We start from the raw sequence: 15,773 nt of genomic DNA on the forward strand, positions 1-15,773 counted from the left end.
TCAACCTATTTCAGGGAATGACAAAGGGCGTAGCGACGATTTGAACTGCTAGTTTGACTTAATTAAAATCTAAAGGAGGAAAGTTATTGGAGGTGAAAGGAGTAGGGGAATGATAAAATCTGGCTTTCTATTCCTGTATGTTTTGATTCAGTTTGAATTATAGATAAATCTAGAAAAATAAGAAAAGCCACTTTTTTGAAGTGGCTTTTCGATTTTAGGTTGGTGGTTGATTGTATTTTTCTACATCGGTATGAAATTATCTTGGCAGGTCATTACCAATAAAGTTATTTGGATTGGCTTTCGGGATATTTGACCCCCATTTTGCATTAATCGCCTCAATAAAATGATTAGCCACAAATGCGTGTGCTCTTGCATTTGGATGTACACCATCCAAAGAGAAACCACCTGAAGGAGGAACAACTGATGCAGTCAATGCTACACCTCCAGAAGAAACCTGACCTTGAAGAACCTTATTAAGTAAATCATTTACATCAACAAGAACCAATCTTTCATTATTCCCCTGTACAGCAGCAGTAATAATTGAATTGAAGGCAGTAATTTTTTGATTGATTTCTGCCTGTTCCTGAGGAGTCAAAACATATTGGTCTTCTACAGGAAAACTTATTCCCCTTAAAAGAGCTGGGTTTCCTCCTACACTCTGACCTAACACTTGCGCTAATGGTAATGTAGCTCTATCAGACGATTTACTCATTCTTAATGAAGGTAATCCCAAGGCACTTAAGTTTGTCAATGATTCGTCTGACATTACAAACGCATTTTGTCCAGCTTTAAATTGAACTCTTCTCAATTGTTCTTCTTCAGCTGTAATTAATCCTGCATTTTTTGCAACTGCCAAGCCACCATTATATTGTGCATAACCTGCATTTGCTTGATCAGCTTGAGCTTGCGATAACGGCAAAGCATTCCATGGCACTAAAGTGAAATAAGGCAAAACTGCTAGGCTAGGCACATTGGCAACAGCTCCTTTTGCTTGTGGATTTGCTTGAAGTAGTGCCCCTAATGCAGCTGATAAGCGCTGTTGAAAATCTGAGTTAGAAGTTAAAATTGCTGGGTTTGAAGCACCTCCAGTAGCATACCCTAACACATCGTTACTTCCTAACCAAAATGTAAAGAAAGTACCACCATTTGCTAGAGCAGCAGAAGCATCACCTATAACTGTAGAGGTTCCAGGATTAGAAGCAAATCGTTCATAAAGTCTATTATATGCTGGGTTTTGAGGAGAAGCAGGACCTCCTGTTTGTGGAATAAGGGCTGTCAGTAGAGTTATTCCTGGTACTCCAAAATTATTCAAATTAGATTTATTCCCTGTGAAATTAGAAGGAAGATCTCCTTGACCGATTGGAGCGGGACTGGCTGCTCCTGTTTGAGGATTAACCCTTAAAATGAGTCTTCCAAGAGGACCTTGAGGCCCCATTTGAAAGAAGCCATTCTCTGAATTAATGGAAGGAACGTTAAATTCTCCGCCTCCTACAGTCTTTGCCTGCTCGGCAAATATTACTGCAAATGAATTTGCTTGACCCCTATTATACAAAGCACCATCCATGTAACCTGCTGTCAAAGAGTTTCCAACAGATATTATTTTAGAGAAATCTGCCGATCCTGCAGTAGGTTCATTTAACTGTGGTTCAGGAAAATCATAAGTACAGGCTGCAAGGGCGCCAAATACTAGTAAGAATATTGATTTATTAATATATTTCATGTTAGCAAATTATCAGTTCAATAATTCATCAAATGTGATTGAAACGTAGTAAATCGCTCCAATAGTTGGACCTCCAAAATTTTGGAAATAACGATTATTGAAAAGATTCGAACCGCCGATTTTGATAATGGATTTCAAATCTTTCACTTTATAGCTGATTTGTCCGTCAAATGTGTGAATTTCAGGTACATTTCCTTGCGCAAAGGTCGACTCCCATCTGAAACTACTTTGATATCTGTAAGTTATTCCAAAACCAATCTTATCTGTTACCTTTCTGTTAGCGAAAGTGATATTGGTTTTATGTTCAGGAGTATTAAAATCATTTAGGAAATCATCACTGATATCGGATATCAATCTATTAAAGTTATAATTGCCTCCCAAAGTAAAGTTTTTAGGTAAGTTGTAAGTCAACCCTAAAGCAGCTCCATGAGCTCTAACTTCTTGGCCTACGATATTAGTGTAGGTCTGGAATGTGTTTTCTTGTCCAGGAGTAGTAATAGGTGTTAGAAGAGTAGGTGCATTGATCGCATTTAATGCTCCTTGGTCTGTATCTGGCATTGCACCAGGGAATACAGGACCTGGAGCTTTTCTAACAGCAGTTTGAGAAATAAAGTCATTGTAGATGTTGTAGTAATAAGCAAAATCTACAAGTAATTTATTATTACTTAACAAACTCTTGTAACCTATTTCTATTGACTGTACACGCTCAGGTCTCAATTCTGGAATCAAATCTGGGGTAGCTCTTTCTAACAATCCGGTTGCTCTAGGGTCTACTGGAGATAAACCTGATCCCACGGCAGCAACATACTTATTTACAGAATTCAAGGTATATGCATTCTCATAGATATTGTATTTCTCTCTATAAAAAGGCAAACCCCCTATTAATCTAGCAGAAACTACATTCAAATCAATATGTTGTCCTTGCGTGGTAGGGTTACGGAATCCAGTTTGATAAGATAGTCTGAAATTATTGTTTCCTTGCGAAAATACACCTGATATTCTTGGACTAAGCTGTCCTTGGAAGTTTTCATTTTTATCATATCGCAAGGAACCAGTTAGTTTCAATTTATCCTGAATTACCTTTTTAGATGCTTGAGCAAAAGCTCCAACTTCTTGAATTGTGATATCATTTCCTTCAACATCTGCGAAAATGGTGCCGTTAGATCTCAAATCATAAACTCTGTAAGAGCCGCCAACCTGCAAATCCATAAATTCAATTTCATTATTGAAATTATATTGACCTTCTACCATATTCATCCTAGACTGGTCATTGAATAGAGAGCCATTAGGGATTACATTACCTCTAACACCTGTTTTTGCTGCTTCAAATTCGGGAGTACCGGGCATGAACCTTCCTTGATCAGCTGCACCTCTCGCAAACTGATGAGCAATAGCCTGTTGTGCTGAAGTACCTAGTTGCCCAGGTGTTACTCCCTGTCCGAATAAACTTTGTAAGTATGCACCAGCATATTGGCCAAACCAATCCGTATTTGACTTCCAGATCCCATTGATAGCGACACCAGTTAAATCAGCAATATAGGAATCACCAGAGTTTTCTATGGTGGTATATGCTCTCAAGAAATAATTAGCTCCCTTCAATTCTAGTTTATGCTGAATAATGGAGAAATTAGCTAAAGAATATCGCTGTGCTCCAGTATACACTGAGGTGCCTGCTCCATAGTTCATTGTGTATGAAAGCTCAGAACGATCATTGATCCTGTAGTGTAAAGCTCCGTTTAGTTTTAGGTTTTTAGCATTATAGTCAACCAAAAACCGCTCATCATAACCAGTTCTTGATACAATTTGATCTGGCAAAGAGTTAACACCTGCTCCAAATGCTTGCTGTAAGGCTCCAACATTTCTTAAAAGTCCGATATTATTGGATACCTCATCTCCGAAAACATGTACTCTATTTGATCCAGGATTAAAGCTAAGGTCGCCTTGATTTGCTTCTCCTAAGTCAGTCTGATCAGTACCATACCAGTCGAGAGCTTGCATGTAAGAAGCATTTAATTTAAAAGCAAACTTATTATTAAAAGCCTTCGCGTATCTAATTGATCCTTCGTACATAGGCTGAGGACTCGTTGGCTCTCCAGCTCTTCCTCCAAAATGATTCACACCTTGCTTATAAAAAGCACTTAATCCTTGATACTCAAATGGGCTTTTGCTATTAACTAACAAAATACCATTAAAAGCATTAGGACCATAAAGTGCTGATGCTGCTCCAGGAATAAATTCGACACTCTCCACGTCAAGCTCTGAAGGACCATTTAAATTTCCAATTGGAAAATTTAAGGCAGGAGCTTGAGTGTCCATTCCATCAGTCAACTGAACAAACCTTGTATTACCTGTCGAATTAAAACCACGGGCATTGATGATTTGGAAATTAATAGAAGAACTAGTTACATCAACACCCTTTAGGTTTCCTATTGCTTTATAATATGTATCAGAGGGAGTATCTCTTACAGCCAAGATGTCCATTTTTTCTATAGAAACCGGGGACTGTAAAATATTTTCCTCAACTCTTGACGCAGAAACAACAACCTCTTGACCAAGCATAGTCTGTTCTGATAATGCAACTTTAAGGTTAGAAGTATTTGCATTAGTGATTTCCATTTCCATTGAAACATATCCCACCATGGAGAATATTAAGGTAAAAGGTGGAGCTTGATTGACGTTCAGGGAAAATTTTCCTGATAGATCAGTAATGGTTCCGATTACCTTTCCTTTAACTAGGATGTTTACACCTACCAAAGTTTCATTAGTATCTGCATCAGTTACAGTACCCGAAATTGTGGTTTGTGCAAACACTGTCCCTAGGCCTAGGGAAACTAATAAAGCCAAGGTTGCAAAGGCTCCGTAGATTTTGCGTGTAAAATTGCTCATAGGCTATTTTGGTGTTTAAGTGAATAGTATACACAGAGATGGGTGAGTCTGCATATTTTGTCGAAAATTAAGGTAAAAACTGAATAAACAATGGGTTCAATTAAAAAATCATTTTCCGCCATAAATGGAAAATATATACCTCCTATGGAAACTCAGACTCTATTTATGAAAATCCTGAAAAATAAGATTCTTTTAATTATTAAAATTTAAGTCAAAGCATATAAATATTAAAAATTCCTAAAAAAAAATATAGGACATGTGGTAGTAAAAAAAAAAGCCTGATCAAATCAGGCTATCATTTTTTTTAGCTGCTCTTGGCATTTTCTTCATTCACATGCTTCACCAGCCTATCGCATAATTCTTTCATTTCTTCAGACATATATTCGTCTCCTGTACTGGTCAGAATGGTTTGGGCCATTCCTCTTATGATATCAATATAAAATCGCTTCATCTCAGCTACGGACATTTCCTCCGTCCAAAGATCAATTCGGAGTGTACTGTGATTCAAATTATCCCAAACATTCAAACTGATACTCTTGGTAGACTCTGCACCTTCCCCTTCTTTATCAGAAGCATCCCAGATTATATCTTTTGGAATGTTAGAATCGTCTAAATTGATTTGAAATTTAATATCTGACTTTTTCATTTTTTAAGATTTTGAAGGAAACCATAGCTATCGAACTCAGGTTCCCAGAACTTCATATTTTTAGAAAACCATTTCTGGTATTTCGCCTTCCACAATTAATTTACCTTCTGTTTTTTCCTGAATTTCTTCCACGCTCACACCGGGAGCTCTTTCCTTAAGAACAAAGCCACCCTTTGGGCTAACTTCTAATACAGCTAAATCTGTGACTATTTTTTTCACGCACTTGATACCTGTGATTGGAAGAGAACACTCTTTCAATAATTTAGAAGCGCCATCTCTGGAGCAGTGCTGCATTGCAACAATGATATTTTCAGCAGAAGCAACCAGATCCATTGCGCCCCCCATTCCTTTAACCATTTTTCCAGGAATTTTCCAATTGGCGATATCTCCGTTTTCTGAAACTTCCATAGCTCCCAATATTGTCAGATGCACATGACCACCTCTTATCATCGCGAAAGACTCTGCAGAATTGAAAAGCACAGATCCTTTTACCATGGTAATGGTTTGCTTACCGGCGTTAATTAAATCAGGGTCAATTTTATCTTCAGTAGGGAAGGGGCCTATTCCTAAAAGACCATTTTCGGATTGCAGCACAACCTCCAATTCATCAGGAATATAGTTTGCCACAAGGGTTGGAATGCCTATACCTAGATTGATATACTGTCCGTTTTTTACCTCTTTGGCTATTCTTTGGGCTATCTGTTCTTTGCTTAGCATGATTTCAATGGGTTTATATCAAGATTTGGCCTGAGATACTGTGCGCTGCTCTATTCTTTTCTCATAGTTCTTACCTTCAAAAATCCGCTGCACATAAATTCCCGGTGTGTGGATTTCATTTGGATTCAATTCACCCGCCGGAACTAATTCTTCTACCTCTGCTATACAGATTTTTCCTGCCGCTGCCATCATAGGGTTGAAGTTTCTGGCGGTTCCTTTGAAAATCAAATTACCGGCAGTATCTCCTTTCCAAGCTTTTACCAAAGAAAAATCAGCCCGAAGCCATCTTTCCATTAAATATAGTTTCCCATCAAATTCTCTGATTTCTTTTCCTTCGGCTACCTCTGTTCCAACTCCTGCCGGAGTAAAAAAGGCGGGAATGCCAGCTCCACCAGCACGAACTCTCTCTGCTATAGTACCTTGAGGAATCAAATCTACTTCCAGCTCTCCGCTCAATAATTGTCGCTCAAACTCTGCATTTTCACCCACATAACTGGAAATCATCTTCTTGACCATTTTCTTCTTCAAAAGAAGTCCAATACCAAAGTCATCAACCCCAGCATTATTGGAGACTATCGTCAAGTCTTTAATGTCTCTTTCTAATAAGGCTGAAATGCAATTCTCAGGTATTCCACTCAATCCAAAGCCTCCCATCATCAGGAAAGCTCCGCTGGGAATATCGGCAACTGCCTCTTTAGCGTCTTTTACGGTTTTATTGATCATTATATTGGGTTTATAGTATTGATTTTGCCTGCTGCTGATCTTTGAGCAGCTGCTCTTTTAATGCATCTAAGTTCTCAAATTTTTGCTCCTCTCTCAAATAGGCCTTTAGATAGATGGTCAGCTGTTTATCATACAGGTCTCCCTGAAAATCAAAAAGGTGAGCCTCAACTGTTTTTTTGTTTCCATCCACTGTTGGTCTATTACCGATGTTCAGCATAGATTTATAAATACTTCCGTTGACAGAAGTCTCTACTGCATAAACGCCATCTTTTGGAATGAGTTTATAATCATTTGGGATATGAATATTGGCAGTGGGAAATCCGATGGATCTTCCAATCTGCTGGCCCTTTATCACCAAGCCATTTAATTCATAAGACCGGCCCAAATAGGAATTGGCGGTTTCTATGTCTCCTGACTCTAGTGCCTTTCTGATTTTGGTGCTGGAAACTCCAATTTCATCCACATCTTGCCTGGAGATCTCTTCTAGCTCGAAGCCAAATTCAGCGCTGTTTTGTTTCAAATACTCAAAGGAGCCCTCTCTATTTTTACCAAATCTATGATCATAGCCAATTACCAGCTTTCTGGTTTGAATTTTTTCTACCAATACTTGATCAATAAATTCTCTGGAACTCAGCTGGGAAAACTCTTTGGTAAAAGGTATAGTCACCAAATGGTCTATGCCAAATTGTCTTAGAAGTTTTGCCTTTTCTTCAAATGTACTCAGTAGTCTCAATTTGTGCTCCTGAGGATAAAGGACTAATCTAGGATGAGGCCAAAAAGTGATCATCACCGTTTCTCCTCCAATGGAGCGGGCAATTTCCCGTATTCTTTGTAATATTTTCTGATGCCCTAAATGCACCCCGTCAAAAGTGCCACTGGTCACAACCGGATTAGTAACCGGTAAAAATTCATTTAGACCTTCATAAATTTTCATTCGCTTTCCGGGCTTTGATTTCTTCTATTAAAGGTAAAAGCTCTTTTGCTTGCGAAAGTTTCAAATCACCAATACGGGTTCTGCAAAGTGAACTCATATAAGCACCGACTTCCAAAATTTCGCCAAGATCTCTAGCTAAGCTTCGGATATAGGTTCCTTTTGAGCAAGAAATTCTAAACTTAACTTTCCGATCCTGATAGCTTAAAATTTCAAATTCCCGAACTTCCACTGGTCTAGGTTCCATTTTAACTTCCAAACCTTTTCGGGCCGACTCGTACACCCGTTTTCCATCAACTTTGATAGCTGAATGCATAGGAGGGATTTGGAGTATATTACCTGTCAACTCAGCTGCAGCTCTTTTTACGTCTTCTAATTTTATTTCAGAAGCATCAGCCACAAATTCAACAGGCTTTTCCAGATCAAAGGATTCTGTGGTTTCCCCTAATACAAAGGTGCCTTCGTATTCCTTTTCTTGCCCCATGAAGCCTTCTATTTGCTTAGTCATTTTCCCAGCACAAACAATCAATAAGCCTGTAGCTAGAGGGTCTAATGTTCCGGCATGTCCCACTTTCTTAATTTTCAGTGCATTTCGCACTTTTTTCACCACATCAAAGGAGGTCCATTCGAGCGGCTTATTGATTAAGAAAACTTCGCCGTAGGGTACTTCTTGCATAAGTTATACTGAATATAAATTCAGCTGTTTTTCTCGGTTTTGGCCAAAATGGCATAAAATTGAAAAATAAAACCAGCTAAGGTAATGATTGGTCCAACGGTTAAACCTAGAACACCATTACCATGAGGCTCTGGATCCAAACCGATTAAAATAAAACCCAAAGCGATCATCCCGATCCCAATGAACATCAGTTTGTAATTCTTTTTCGAAAAAGGAAAAGATGCTTTGCTCATATCAATATAATTCGTCTAAAGTCATATTTAAATACTTATTTACTGCCCGCAAGGTACTTAATACAGAAAGAATTCCGCCTACTACTATCAATATTCCAAATAGGATCAACATCAATTCCTGATTTTGTAGTAAGGCAAACCCCTCAATGGCTGATTTAGCATAGGTGATTAAGGCAAAAAGGATCAAGGAGGCAAAAGCACCTGCAAGCATTCCAAATATCCATGATCTTAGTAGGAATGGTTTTCTAATAAACCCTCTAGTAGCTCCTACCAACTGCATAGATCGAATCAAAAATCGCTGTGAGAAAAGTGCCAACCTGATTGTATTATTAATCAACATGATCACAGTGATCACCAAGATCAAGATAAAAGCTCCCATCACGATGCTAACTTTCAAGAGGTTTTTATTGATAGAATCCACCAAATCAGTCATATAGGAAACTTCGAAGACACCTGAAACGCCCTCTAACTCTTTACTGATTTCATTGATTTGTTCGCTCGTCTGAAACTCCTCGGCAATGGAAAGCACAAAACTATCTCTCAATGGATTATCCTCGAGAAATTTGGTAAAATCTTCACCGGTACTTTCAATAAAAGCTGCTGCCGCCTCTTCATCAGAAATAAATCTCAAACCAAGTGTATCTGCCTTTCTCAAAATAAAAGGCCTGCTGGACAGATTTTTTCGAATAGCTGAAATTTCATCATCATTCAGATTTTTATCCAAAAAGACCTGAATCTCCACATTTTCGCGGATCATGCTGGAAAGAGATTTGGCTTGGATGAGGATCGCGCCAAATAAACCAACTATAAATAAGGAAAGGGTAGTGCTAAAAAGTACACTTCCAAATTTGAAATGCCCTAAGGTTTTTTTCTTTCTTGGATAATTTGCCATGGAGTTTTTATAATTCACATCAAAGCTAACCATCCCCAAGGATTTTGCCAATTTGTTTTAAGAAAGCAATGGAATCACTTTTTCTGAGGTAATTCCATAAACTTTAGCTTCTTTTCCCGGCTTGATCAAAGCCAATCCTGTGAAGCTTCCAAAAGCAGGCAAAATCAACTGATTGTTTTCCAAATAAAAGCAGGACAATCTGAGGGATTGCCTCCCCATTCCTCGGAGCCTAATCCCGGGATGAATATGCCCACAAAGATTCAAATATCCTTCGGAAAAATCCTCTAAAGGTTCATGACTTAAAATTAAATTTTCTAAAAATACAGGTTGTTTGTGAATGGCTATGGGACAATTTTTATAAAAAGATGGGGGAAGAATATCATGATTCCCCTGAACCAAATGAAAGTTAATGGCTGGATAAGTTTCCAAAAAGTCCATTAATATGTCCCATTGGCCATTCCAGTCGCTGTGAAATAGATCCCCCAAAAAATAAACAGAAGAGGGAGAGAACTCATCAAATAGAAGACTTAGAGTTTCTAAATCAACCTTGTGTATTGGCTCAGGAATAGGAATACCTGACTTTCTGAAATGAGCGGCTTTTCCAAAATGTACGTCAGAAATAAAAAAAGTTCTTGTATTTTGATGGTATACAACCTTTTCTTTCATCAAAAATAATGTTGTACCATTATGATCTAATCTTACCTGTCTCAAATCCTTTTCTCCCATTTTCAATTAACAGTTCAAATCTAAATCGATTAAAATTTTAAAAACAGAGTTTTTATGAAATCACGACAATTAGCTTCTTTATTATTCACTTTTTTTTTAATTGCTTCCTTTTCTTCATTCGGACAAAGTAGAGATGAAATCCTGGGCACTTGGTATAATACTGAGAAAACAGCCAAAGTAGATATCATGGAAAAAGATGGTTCATTTTTAGGAAAAATATCTTGGCTAAAAGAGCCTATAAAAAATGGTCAGCCTGCAAAGGATGTGGAAAATGATGATAAAAAACTCCAGCAAAGGCCTTTGATGGGCTTAACAATCTTGGAAGGTTTATCTTACGAGGACGGAATTTGGAAGGGAGGAAAGATTTATGACCCAAAATCAGGGAATACCTATTCTTGCGAAATCAGGATGAAATCAAAAGATGTTTTAGAGGTGAAAGGATACATGGGCTTTTCTTGGATTGATAGAACCGTGGAGTGGACTAGAGTAAAAGAATTAAATCAAAAGAAGTAGAGTCGAGGATCCCTCGACTCCTCGTTCAATATAAAGTCGCAATTTCTGTCAGGTTGAGCGGAATCGAAGCCCTACTTAGCAATATTCCTGAGAATTATCCTTTGGTCTAGCTATCAATGACAGATTCTGATTCCTGTCAGGCTGAGCGGAGTCGAAGCCTAATTTTTCTCCAAGTAGAAAGACTGAAGCAAATAACTCAATTGATCAAACTCAATCAAAAAAGCATCATGGCCGGCTGTTGATTGAATTTCCTTATAGGTCCCGCGTTTAACATGTTTGGAGATAAACTGGGATTCTTCCGGTAAAAACAGCAAATCACTATTTACCCCAACAGTCAAAACCCTTGCTTCGATTTTTTGCAAAGCGGATTCCAAACCTCCTCTGCCTCTCCCCAAGTCTTGACTATCCATACTCTTGGAAAGAACCCAATAGGACAAAGCGTTAAATCTTTTAGCTAGTTTTTGACCTTGATAGCGGAGGTAAGAAGAGGCTTTAAAGTGATCTAGTCTGTGATCATTATCCAATTGCTTTTTCTGCAAATCAGAGGGATGCCTATAACTCAGCATTGCAATCGCACGAGCCGTTTCCAGACCTTTGAGACCTGCAAATTCACTTTTTTCTCCCCAGGTACAGTCTGATTCTATAGCCATTCTTTGAGTTTCATTAAATCCGATCACCCAAGGAGAAGATTTGGCTGTAGAAGCCAAAACTACTAAGTTTTCAAGCTTATTTCCTAAAGAATAAGCCCATTCCAAAGCTACCTGTCCTCCCAAGGAACCACCGATTAAGGTGTGAATTTTTTCAAGCTTGAGATGACTTCTAAGCCTTTCCAGAGAATTAGCTAAATCTCTTGGAGTAATGTGAGGAAACTCATAATAATAGGGTTCTCTGCTTTGTGGGTTGATGCTTAAGGGATTGGTTGAACCGTAATTTGAACCCAATAAGTTGGCGCAGATTATGAAATGGTCTGAAGGATCAAAGAATTTATCTTCCCCGATAAGCCCACTCCACCAATCAGTCACATTGGAGTCTCCTGTTAATGCATGAACCACCCAGACTACATTAGATTTGTCTGAATTCAAATTGCCGTAGGTTGTGTAAGCAAGCTCAAACTCCGAAAGATATTCCCCTGACTCTAAAGCCAGGGGTTTGGTAGACTGAAATAATTCCAAAGACATGGTAATCGATGCGTATTGACTAGTAAGGTTCATTTTTTAATTAAATCGAATCAAAGGCTTGTTGAAGGTCCGACTTGATATCTTCGATGTGCTCTATTCCCAATGAGATTCTCAACAGGGTAGGAGTAACTCCCGCAGCTTTTTGTTCCTCCTCAGAAAGTTGCTGATGCGTAGTGGCTGAAGGTTGGATTATTAAGGTCTTTGCATCACCTACATTCGCTAGGTGAGAGATCAATTTCAGAGAATTGATTACAGCAGATGTCTGCTCTTTATTTCCTTTAATTTCAAAGCTCAAAACACCTCCATAGCCATTTTTCAGATATTTCTTTGCTAGCTGATGATAGGGAGAAGATTCAAGACCGGGGTAATTTACTTTCTGAACTTTTGGGTGAGATTCAAGCCATTTTGCCAATGCTAGAGCATTATCTACAGTTCTTTGTACTCTCAGGGAAAGTGTCTCCAAACCTTGTAATAACAAGAATGAATTAAATGGGCTTAATGCCGGTCCGAAATCCCGGAGGCCTTCTACTCTTGCCCTAATGGCAAATGCTATATTGGGAAGTCCCAGTGGATTATTTTCTCCAAATACTTCCCAGAAATTCAATCCATGATAACCTTCTGATGGCTCGGAGAATTGAGGAAACTTGCCATTCCCCCAGTTATAGTTGCCAGCATCCACAATGATTCCTCCAATGGAGGTTCCATGCCCACCAATCCATTTGGTAGCAGAGGAAGTAACCACATTGGCGCCGTGAGCAATTGGATTAAATAAATAACCTCCAGCTCCGAAAGTATTATCTACTATTAGAGGGATATCATGTTTTTTGGCAACTGCCGCGATTGCATCAAAATCAGGAATATTAAATTCAGGATTACCAATTGTTTCCAAGTAAATTGCCTTGGTCTTTTGATCTATTAGTTTTTCAAAAGCCTCAGGGTTATCTCCTTTTGCAAATCTTGCTTCTATCCCAATTCTTTTGAAAGCAACTTTAAATTGATTGTAAGTTCCACCATATAAGAAAGAAGTCGAAACGAAGTTTTCACCTGCCTGCAGAATATTATTCAATGCAAGAAATTGTGCTGCCTGGCCTGATGCAGTAGCTACAGCTGCAACACCACCTTCCAGAGCTGCCAATCTTTTTTCAAAAACATCGGTGGTAGGATTCATAATCCTGGTGTAGATGTTTCCAAATTCTTTCAACCCAAATAGATTGGCTCCATGCTCTGCGGAATTGAAGGTGTATGAGGTGGTTTGATAAATAGGGACGGCCCTTGCATTCGTTGAAGGGTCAGGTTCTTGTCCAGCATGAAGCTGAAGGGTCTCAAATCTGTAAGTAGACATAAGTAATAGGGTTTAAAGGGTTTTAAATAAAAACTGTAATCCAGGATTAGGCAAAGCAGAATCCTTAAAGCATAAATGCTCTGAAAGAAAAAAGGGAAGTAACCTGAAGTAGGGGGGAATATCCTTTAATCATATTGCAGAGAATTTATAGTTCCAATTGAGACCTTCTCAATCGGCAGGAATTGGCACCTTTCCGACGTTACGGAAGGTTGCCAGAGGGTCATAGAGCCTGTCTCTTACCTCTTCTTTATAAATCCTAGCACCTTAAAAAGTGAAAGGATGATGCAAATAAAAATGAAGAATCTCAGAATTCAAAGAGATTCCTCAATTCGAATCAAATTAATGTAAGTGTTTCAATTGATCTTGATTGTAACGGAAAATAGGATTAATGTTTTCAAAATCAGGTTTAATATTGATTAACTCCTTCACCAATCCATCCTTTAACCCATAGGCCCAACCATGAATCTCAGGTGCCTTCCTTTCCATCCATGCTCTTTGTACGATGGAGGTTTTAATCAAATCTTGGCATTGTTCGATTACATTGTATTCAACCAACTTATTTACTTTTTCACTATGGTCCTCAATGGAATCAAGTTCTTCTTGATTATTGAAATAGACTTCCTTTATATTTCTCAACCACTTATTGATCAATCCAAGGTGAAAATTTGAAATTGCCGCTTCCACACCTCCGCATCCATAATGTCCGCATACAATGATGTGTTCCACCTGAAGGACCTCAACGGCATATTGAAGAACTGAAAGCAAATTTAGATCAGTGTGCACTACCATATTGGCAATATTTCTATGCACGAAAATTTCTCCAGGGTCTGTTCCCGTGATTTCATTGGCAGGAACTCGGCTGTCAGAGCATCCAATCCATAGGAACTTGGGCCTTTGCTGAGTAGCATTTCTTGAAAAGTATTCATGATCCAACTCTGTCTTTTCTTCGGACCAAGCTTTATTTTGTAATAAGAGTTTCTCGTACTGGTTCATGATTCTTTCAATTTATAATTAAATCCTTCAATGGTAATGGTGATATTTTTATCAGTAGAAGTCTCAATGAAATCATTTAAAACCTCCTGTATATCATGATCTATAAATCTGGCCCTTGTAGCATTTAAGACGACATCACTTCCATTTGGAATTTCAGCCAAATGCCTCATCAAAGGGGCTTTATTCAGAAATGAAACGTCCTTTTGCAGCTTAACCAAATACATTCCATCCAATTCAGTCACTGAAACTGACTTTTGATAATTGGTTCGAATAACGAAAAAGATTCCAAATATCATCCCAATCCCGATGCCTATTAGCAAATCGGTAAAGAGGATGGCACTGATGGTGACCATAAATGGAATAAACTGATTCATGCCTTTTTCATACTCGTGAACAAAGACTGATGGCTTTGCCAGTTTATATCCAACAAAGAAAAGTACAGCAGCCAAACAGCTTAAGGGTATCAAATTAAGTAATTCGGCGATACCAATGACTAATACTAGCAAAAGTATCCCATGGCAAATGGCAGAAAGCTTTGTTTTAGCCCCTGAGGTAATATTGGCAGTAGTACGTACAATCACAGCTGTCACAGGAAGACCACCTATTAATCCTGAAAGGGTATTACCTGCACCTTGTGCAACAAGCTCTCGGGAAGAAGGGGAAAGCCTTTTTTGTGGGTCCATTTTATCACCTGCCTCCAAGCTTAAAAGAGTTTCTATACTAGCGATCACAGCTACTGTTACTGCTATAAGCCAGAAATCAAGTGAGCCTATCATTCCAAAATCAGGAAAGGTGACCAAACTACTCAAATCTGAAAGTTGATCTACATCCGGTATAGATACTAAGTGCTCTTCATCTAATTTCCATGATGGCCTAATTATTCCATATAACTGATTGATTAAAATCCCTGCTATTACAGCCCACAAGGCTCCAGGTACTAAACCGAAAATTTTATGGTTTTTGATCTTAGGCTTCTCAAAAAAGATAATTAGTCCCAAAGCAACTAGAACAATTGGAATCGCTCCGGGACTGAAATATTGTATGGCATACCAGATTTCTGAAAATGTATTTTGCTCATCCATTTGACGAAAAGCAAGATCTCCCATTAAATCTTTGTCCCAGCCTAATGCATGTGGAATTTGCTTTAGGATCAAAATTAAGCCAATAGCGGTTAGCATTCCTTTGATTACTGAGTGGGGAAAATAATATCCTAAAACTCCAGCCTTTAAAAATCCCAAAATCAGCTGGATTAACCCTGCCATTACTACTGCTGCAAGAAAAAGTTCGAAGGTACCCAAAGATGAAATTGCATCTAAAACGATCACAGTCAATCCTGCTGCGGGACCACTGACACTGACATGAGATCCAGACAATGAACCCACCACAATACCTCCAATAATTCCGGCAATCAAACCAGACATAGGGGGGGCTCCACTGGCTACAGCTATACCTAAACATAAGGGTAATGCAACCAGAAAGACGACCAAACTGGCTTTTAAATCAGCGGAAAGGGTGGAACCAAAATAATTGGTTTTCATGGTGATGGGTTTGTCTAAAGTTTATAAATTTTCTTTATAACAAAAATAAATTTTACTAA

15 protein-coding genes and 1 riboswitch are annotated in these 15,773 nt (G+C 38.5%); of the genes, 1 reads left to right on the forward strand and 14 read right to left on the reverse strand.

The features are described 5' to 3' along the window. Positions 1 to 256 precede the first annotated feature (256 nt). The 10 genes from B2906_RS04500 to pdeM form a co-directional block, all read right to left on the reverse strand. A complete protein-coding gene (locus B2906_RS04500) occupies positions 257 to 1,720 on the reverse strand; it encodes a hypothetical protein (RefSeq protein ID WP_219958857.1) in 1,464 nt (487 codons plus the stop codon). Between the two features lie 12 nt (positions 1,721 to 1,732). Then, on the reverse strand, positions 1,733 to 4,606 hold the full coding sequence (locus B2906_RS04505; protein WP_219958858.1) for a TonB-dependent receptor: 2,874 nt from the start codon (positions 4,604 to 4,606) through the stop codon (positions 1,733 to 1,735). A 304-nt stretch (positions 4,607 to 4,910) separates the two neighbouring features. Beyond that, complete coding sequence (gene gldC / locus B2906_RS04510; RefSeq protein WP_219958859.1) at positions 4,911 to 5,252, reverse strand: gliding motility protein GldC; 342 nt, start codon at positions 5,250 to 5,252, stop codon at positions 4,911 to 4,913. 60 nt (positions 5,253 to 5,312) lie between these two features. After that, the gene (locus B2906_RS04515) at positions 5,313 to 5,969 is read right to left on the reverse strand and encodes a 3-oxoacid CoA-transferase subunit B (RefSeq protein ID WP_091650861.1); all 657 of its coding nucleotides are present in this window, start codon (positions 5,967 to 5,969) and stop codon (positions 5,313 to 5,315) included. An 18-nt stretch (positions 5,970 to 5,987) separates the two neighbouring features. After that, positions 5,988 to 6,692 (reverse strand): CoA transferase subunit A, encoded by a 705-nt coding sequence (locus B2906_RS04520; RefSeq protein WP_219958860.1) that lies wholly within the window; start codon positions 6,690 to 6,692, stop codon positions 5,988 to 5,990. A gap of 10 nt (positions 6,693 to 6,702) precedes the next feature. Then, positions 6,703 to 7,626 carry a bifunctional riboflavin kinase/FAD synthetase gene (locus B2906_RS04525; RefSeq protein ID WP_091650857.1) on the reverse strand — a complete coding sequence of 308 codons (924 nt, stop codon included), beginning with the start codon at positions 7,624 to 7,626 and terminating at the stop codon, positions 6,703 to 6,705. Beyond that, a complete protein-coding gene (gene truB, locus B2906_RS04530) occupies positions 7,613 to 8,299 on the reverse strand; it encodes a tRNA pseudouridine(55) synthase TruB (RefSeq protein ID WP_286935747.1) in 687 nt (228 codons plus the stop codon). The genes B2906_RS04525 and truB overlap by 14 nt, the downstream gene beginning before the upstream one ends. 20 nt (positions 8,300 to 8,319) lie before the next feature. After that, positions 8,320 to 8,532, reverse strand: a complete 213-nt coding sequence (locus B2906_RS04535) for a DUF3098 domain-containing protein (protein ID WP_091650849.1) — start codon at positions 8,530 to 8,532, stop codon at positions 8,320 to 8,322. Between the two features lies 1 nt (position 8,533). Beyond that, positions 8,534 to 9,424 (reverse strand): cell division protein FtsX, encoded by an 891-nt coding sequence (locus B2906_RS04540; protein WP_219959422.1) that lies wholly within the window; start codon positions 9,422 to 9,424, stop codon positions 8,534 to 8,536. Between the two features lie 57 nt (positions 9,425 to 9,481). Next, positions 9,482 to 10,150 (reverse strand): ligase-associated DNA damage response endonuclease PdeM, encoded by a 669-nt coding sequence (gene pdeM / locus B2906_RS04545; protein ID WP_219958862.1) that lies wholly within the window; start codon positions 10,148 to 10,150, stop codon positions 9,482 to 9,484. A 54-nt stretch (positions 10,151 to 10,204) separates the two neighbouring features. Here pdeM and B2906_RS04550 point away from each other — a divergent pair, with 54 nt between their 5' ends. After that, positions 10,205 to 10,663, forward strand: coding sequence for a DUF2147 domain-containing protein (locus B2906_RS04550; RefSeq protein WP_286935748.1), 459 nt, complete (start codon positions 10,205 to 10,207; stop codon positions 10,661 to 10,663). A 158-nt stretch (positions 10,664 to 10,821) separates the two neighbouring features. Here B2906_RS04550 and B2906_RS04555 read toward each other — a convergent pair whose 3' ends face one another. The 4 genes from B2906_RS04555 to B2906_RS04570 form a co-directional block, all read right to left on the reverse strand. Then, entirely contained in the window at positions 10,822 to 11,874 is a 1,053-nt protein-coding gene (locus B2906_RS04555) for a homoserine O-acetyltransferase family protein (RefSeq protein ID WP_219958864.1), read from the reverse strand. A 7-nt stretch (positions 11,875 to 11,881) separates the two neighbouring features. Continuing rightward, complete coding sequence (locus tag B2906_RS04560) at positions 11,882 to 13,183, reverse strand: O-acetylhomoserine aminocarboxypropyltransferase/cysteine synthase family protein (RefSeq protein WP_219958865.1); 1,302 nt, start codon at positions 13,181 to 13,183, stop codon at positions 11,882 to 11,884. Positions 13,184 to 13,325: 142 nt separating this feature from the next. Next, positions 13,326 to 13,439, reverse strand: a riboswitch (SAM riboswitch). An 83-nt stretch (positions 13,440 to 13,522) separates the two neighbouring features. Continuing rightward, positions 13,523 to 14,176: a carbonate dehydratase gene (gene can / locus B2906_RS04565; protein ID WP_091650840.1), complete on the reverse strand. Its 654-nt coding sequence runs from the start codon at positions 14,174 to 14,176 to the stop codon at positions 13,523 to 13,525. After that, positions 14,173 to 15,714: a SulP family inorganic anion transporter gene (locus B2906_RS04570; RefSeq protein ID WP_219958866.1), complete on the reverse strand. Its 1,542-nt coding sequence runs from the start codon at positions 15,712 to 15,714 to the stop codon at positions 14,173 to 14,175. The genes can and B2906_RS04570 overlap by 4 nt, the downstream gene beginning before the upstream one ends. Between the last annotated feature and the right edge of the window lie 59 nt (positions 15,715 to 15,773).

The sequence above is a fragment of the Algoriphagus sp. UBA3586 genome (assembly GCF_002376385.1).
Taxonomy (GTDB): Bacteria; Bacteroidota; Bacteroidia; order Cytophagales; family Cyclobacteriaceae; genus Algoriphagus; species Algoriphagus ornithinivorans.

Coding starts and splice junctions, on each gene's coding strand:
- B2906_RS04500 (WP_219958857.1), bottom strand. CDS start 1,720: ATGAAATATATTAATAAATCAATATTCTTACTAGTATTTGGCGCCCTT.
- B2906_RS04505 (WP_219958858.1), bottom strand. CDS start 4,606: ATGAGCAATTTTACACGCAAAATCTACGGAGCCTTTGCAACCTTGGCT.
- gldC (WP_219958859.1), bottom strand. CDS start 5,252: ATGAAAAAGTCAGATATTAAATTTCAAATCAATTTAGACGATTCTAAC.
- B2906_RS04515 (WP_091650861.1), bottom strand. CDS start 5,969: ATGCTAAGCAAAGAACAGATAGCCCAAAGAATAGCCAAAGAGGTAAAA.
- B2906_RS04520 (WP_219958860.1), bottom strand. CDS start 6,692: ATGATCAATAAAACCGTAAAAGACGCTAAAGAGGCAGTTGCCGATATT.
- B2906_RS04525 (WP_091650857.1), bottom strand. CDS start 7,626: ATGAAAATTTATGAAGGTCTAAATGAATTTTTACCGGTTACTAATCCG.
- truB (WP_286935747.1), bottom strand. CDS start 8,299: ATGCAAGAAGTACCCTACGGCGAAGTTTTCTTAATCAATAAGCCGCTC.
- B2906_RS04535 (WP_091650849.1), bottom strand. CDS start 8,532: ATGAGCAAAGCATCTTTTCCTTTTTCGAAAAAGAATTACAAACTGATG.
- B2906_RS04540 (WP_219959422.1), bottom strand. CDS start 9,424: ATGGCAAATTATCCAAGAAAGAAAAAAACCTTAGGGCATTTCAAATTT.
- pdeM (WP_219958862.1), bottom strand. CDS start 10,150: ATGGGAGAAAAGGATTTGAGACAGGTAAGATTAGATCATAATGGTACA.
- B2906_RS04550 (WP_286935748.1), top strand. CDS start 10,205: ATGAAATCACGACAATTAGCTTCTTTATTATTCACTTTTTTTTTAATT.
- B2906_RS04555 (WP_219958864.1), bottom strand. CDS start 11,874: ATGAACCTTACTAGTCAATACGCATCGATTACCATGTCTTTGGAATTA.
- B2906_RS04560 (WP_219958865.1), bottom strand. CDS start 13,183: ATGTCTACTTACAGATTTGAGACCCTTCAGCTTCATGCTGGACAAGAA.
- can (WP_091650840.1), bottom strand. CDS start 14,176: ATGAACCAGTACGAGAAACTCTTATTACAAAATAAAGCTTGGTCCGAA.
- B2906_RS04570 (WP_219958866.1), bottom strand. CDS start 15,714: ATGAAAACCAATTATTTTGGTTCCACCCTTTCCGCTGATTTAAAAGCC.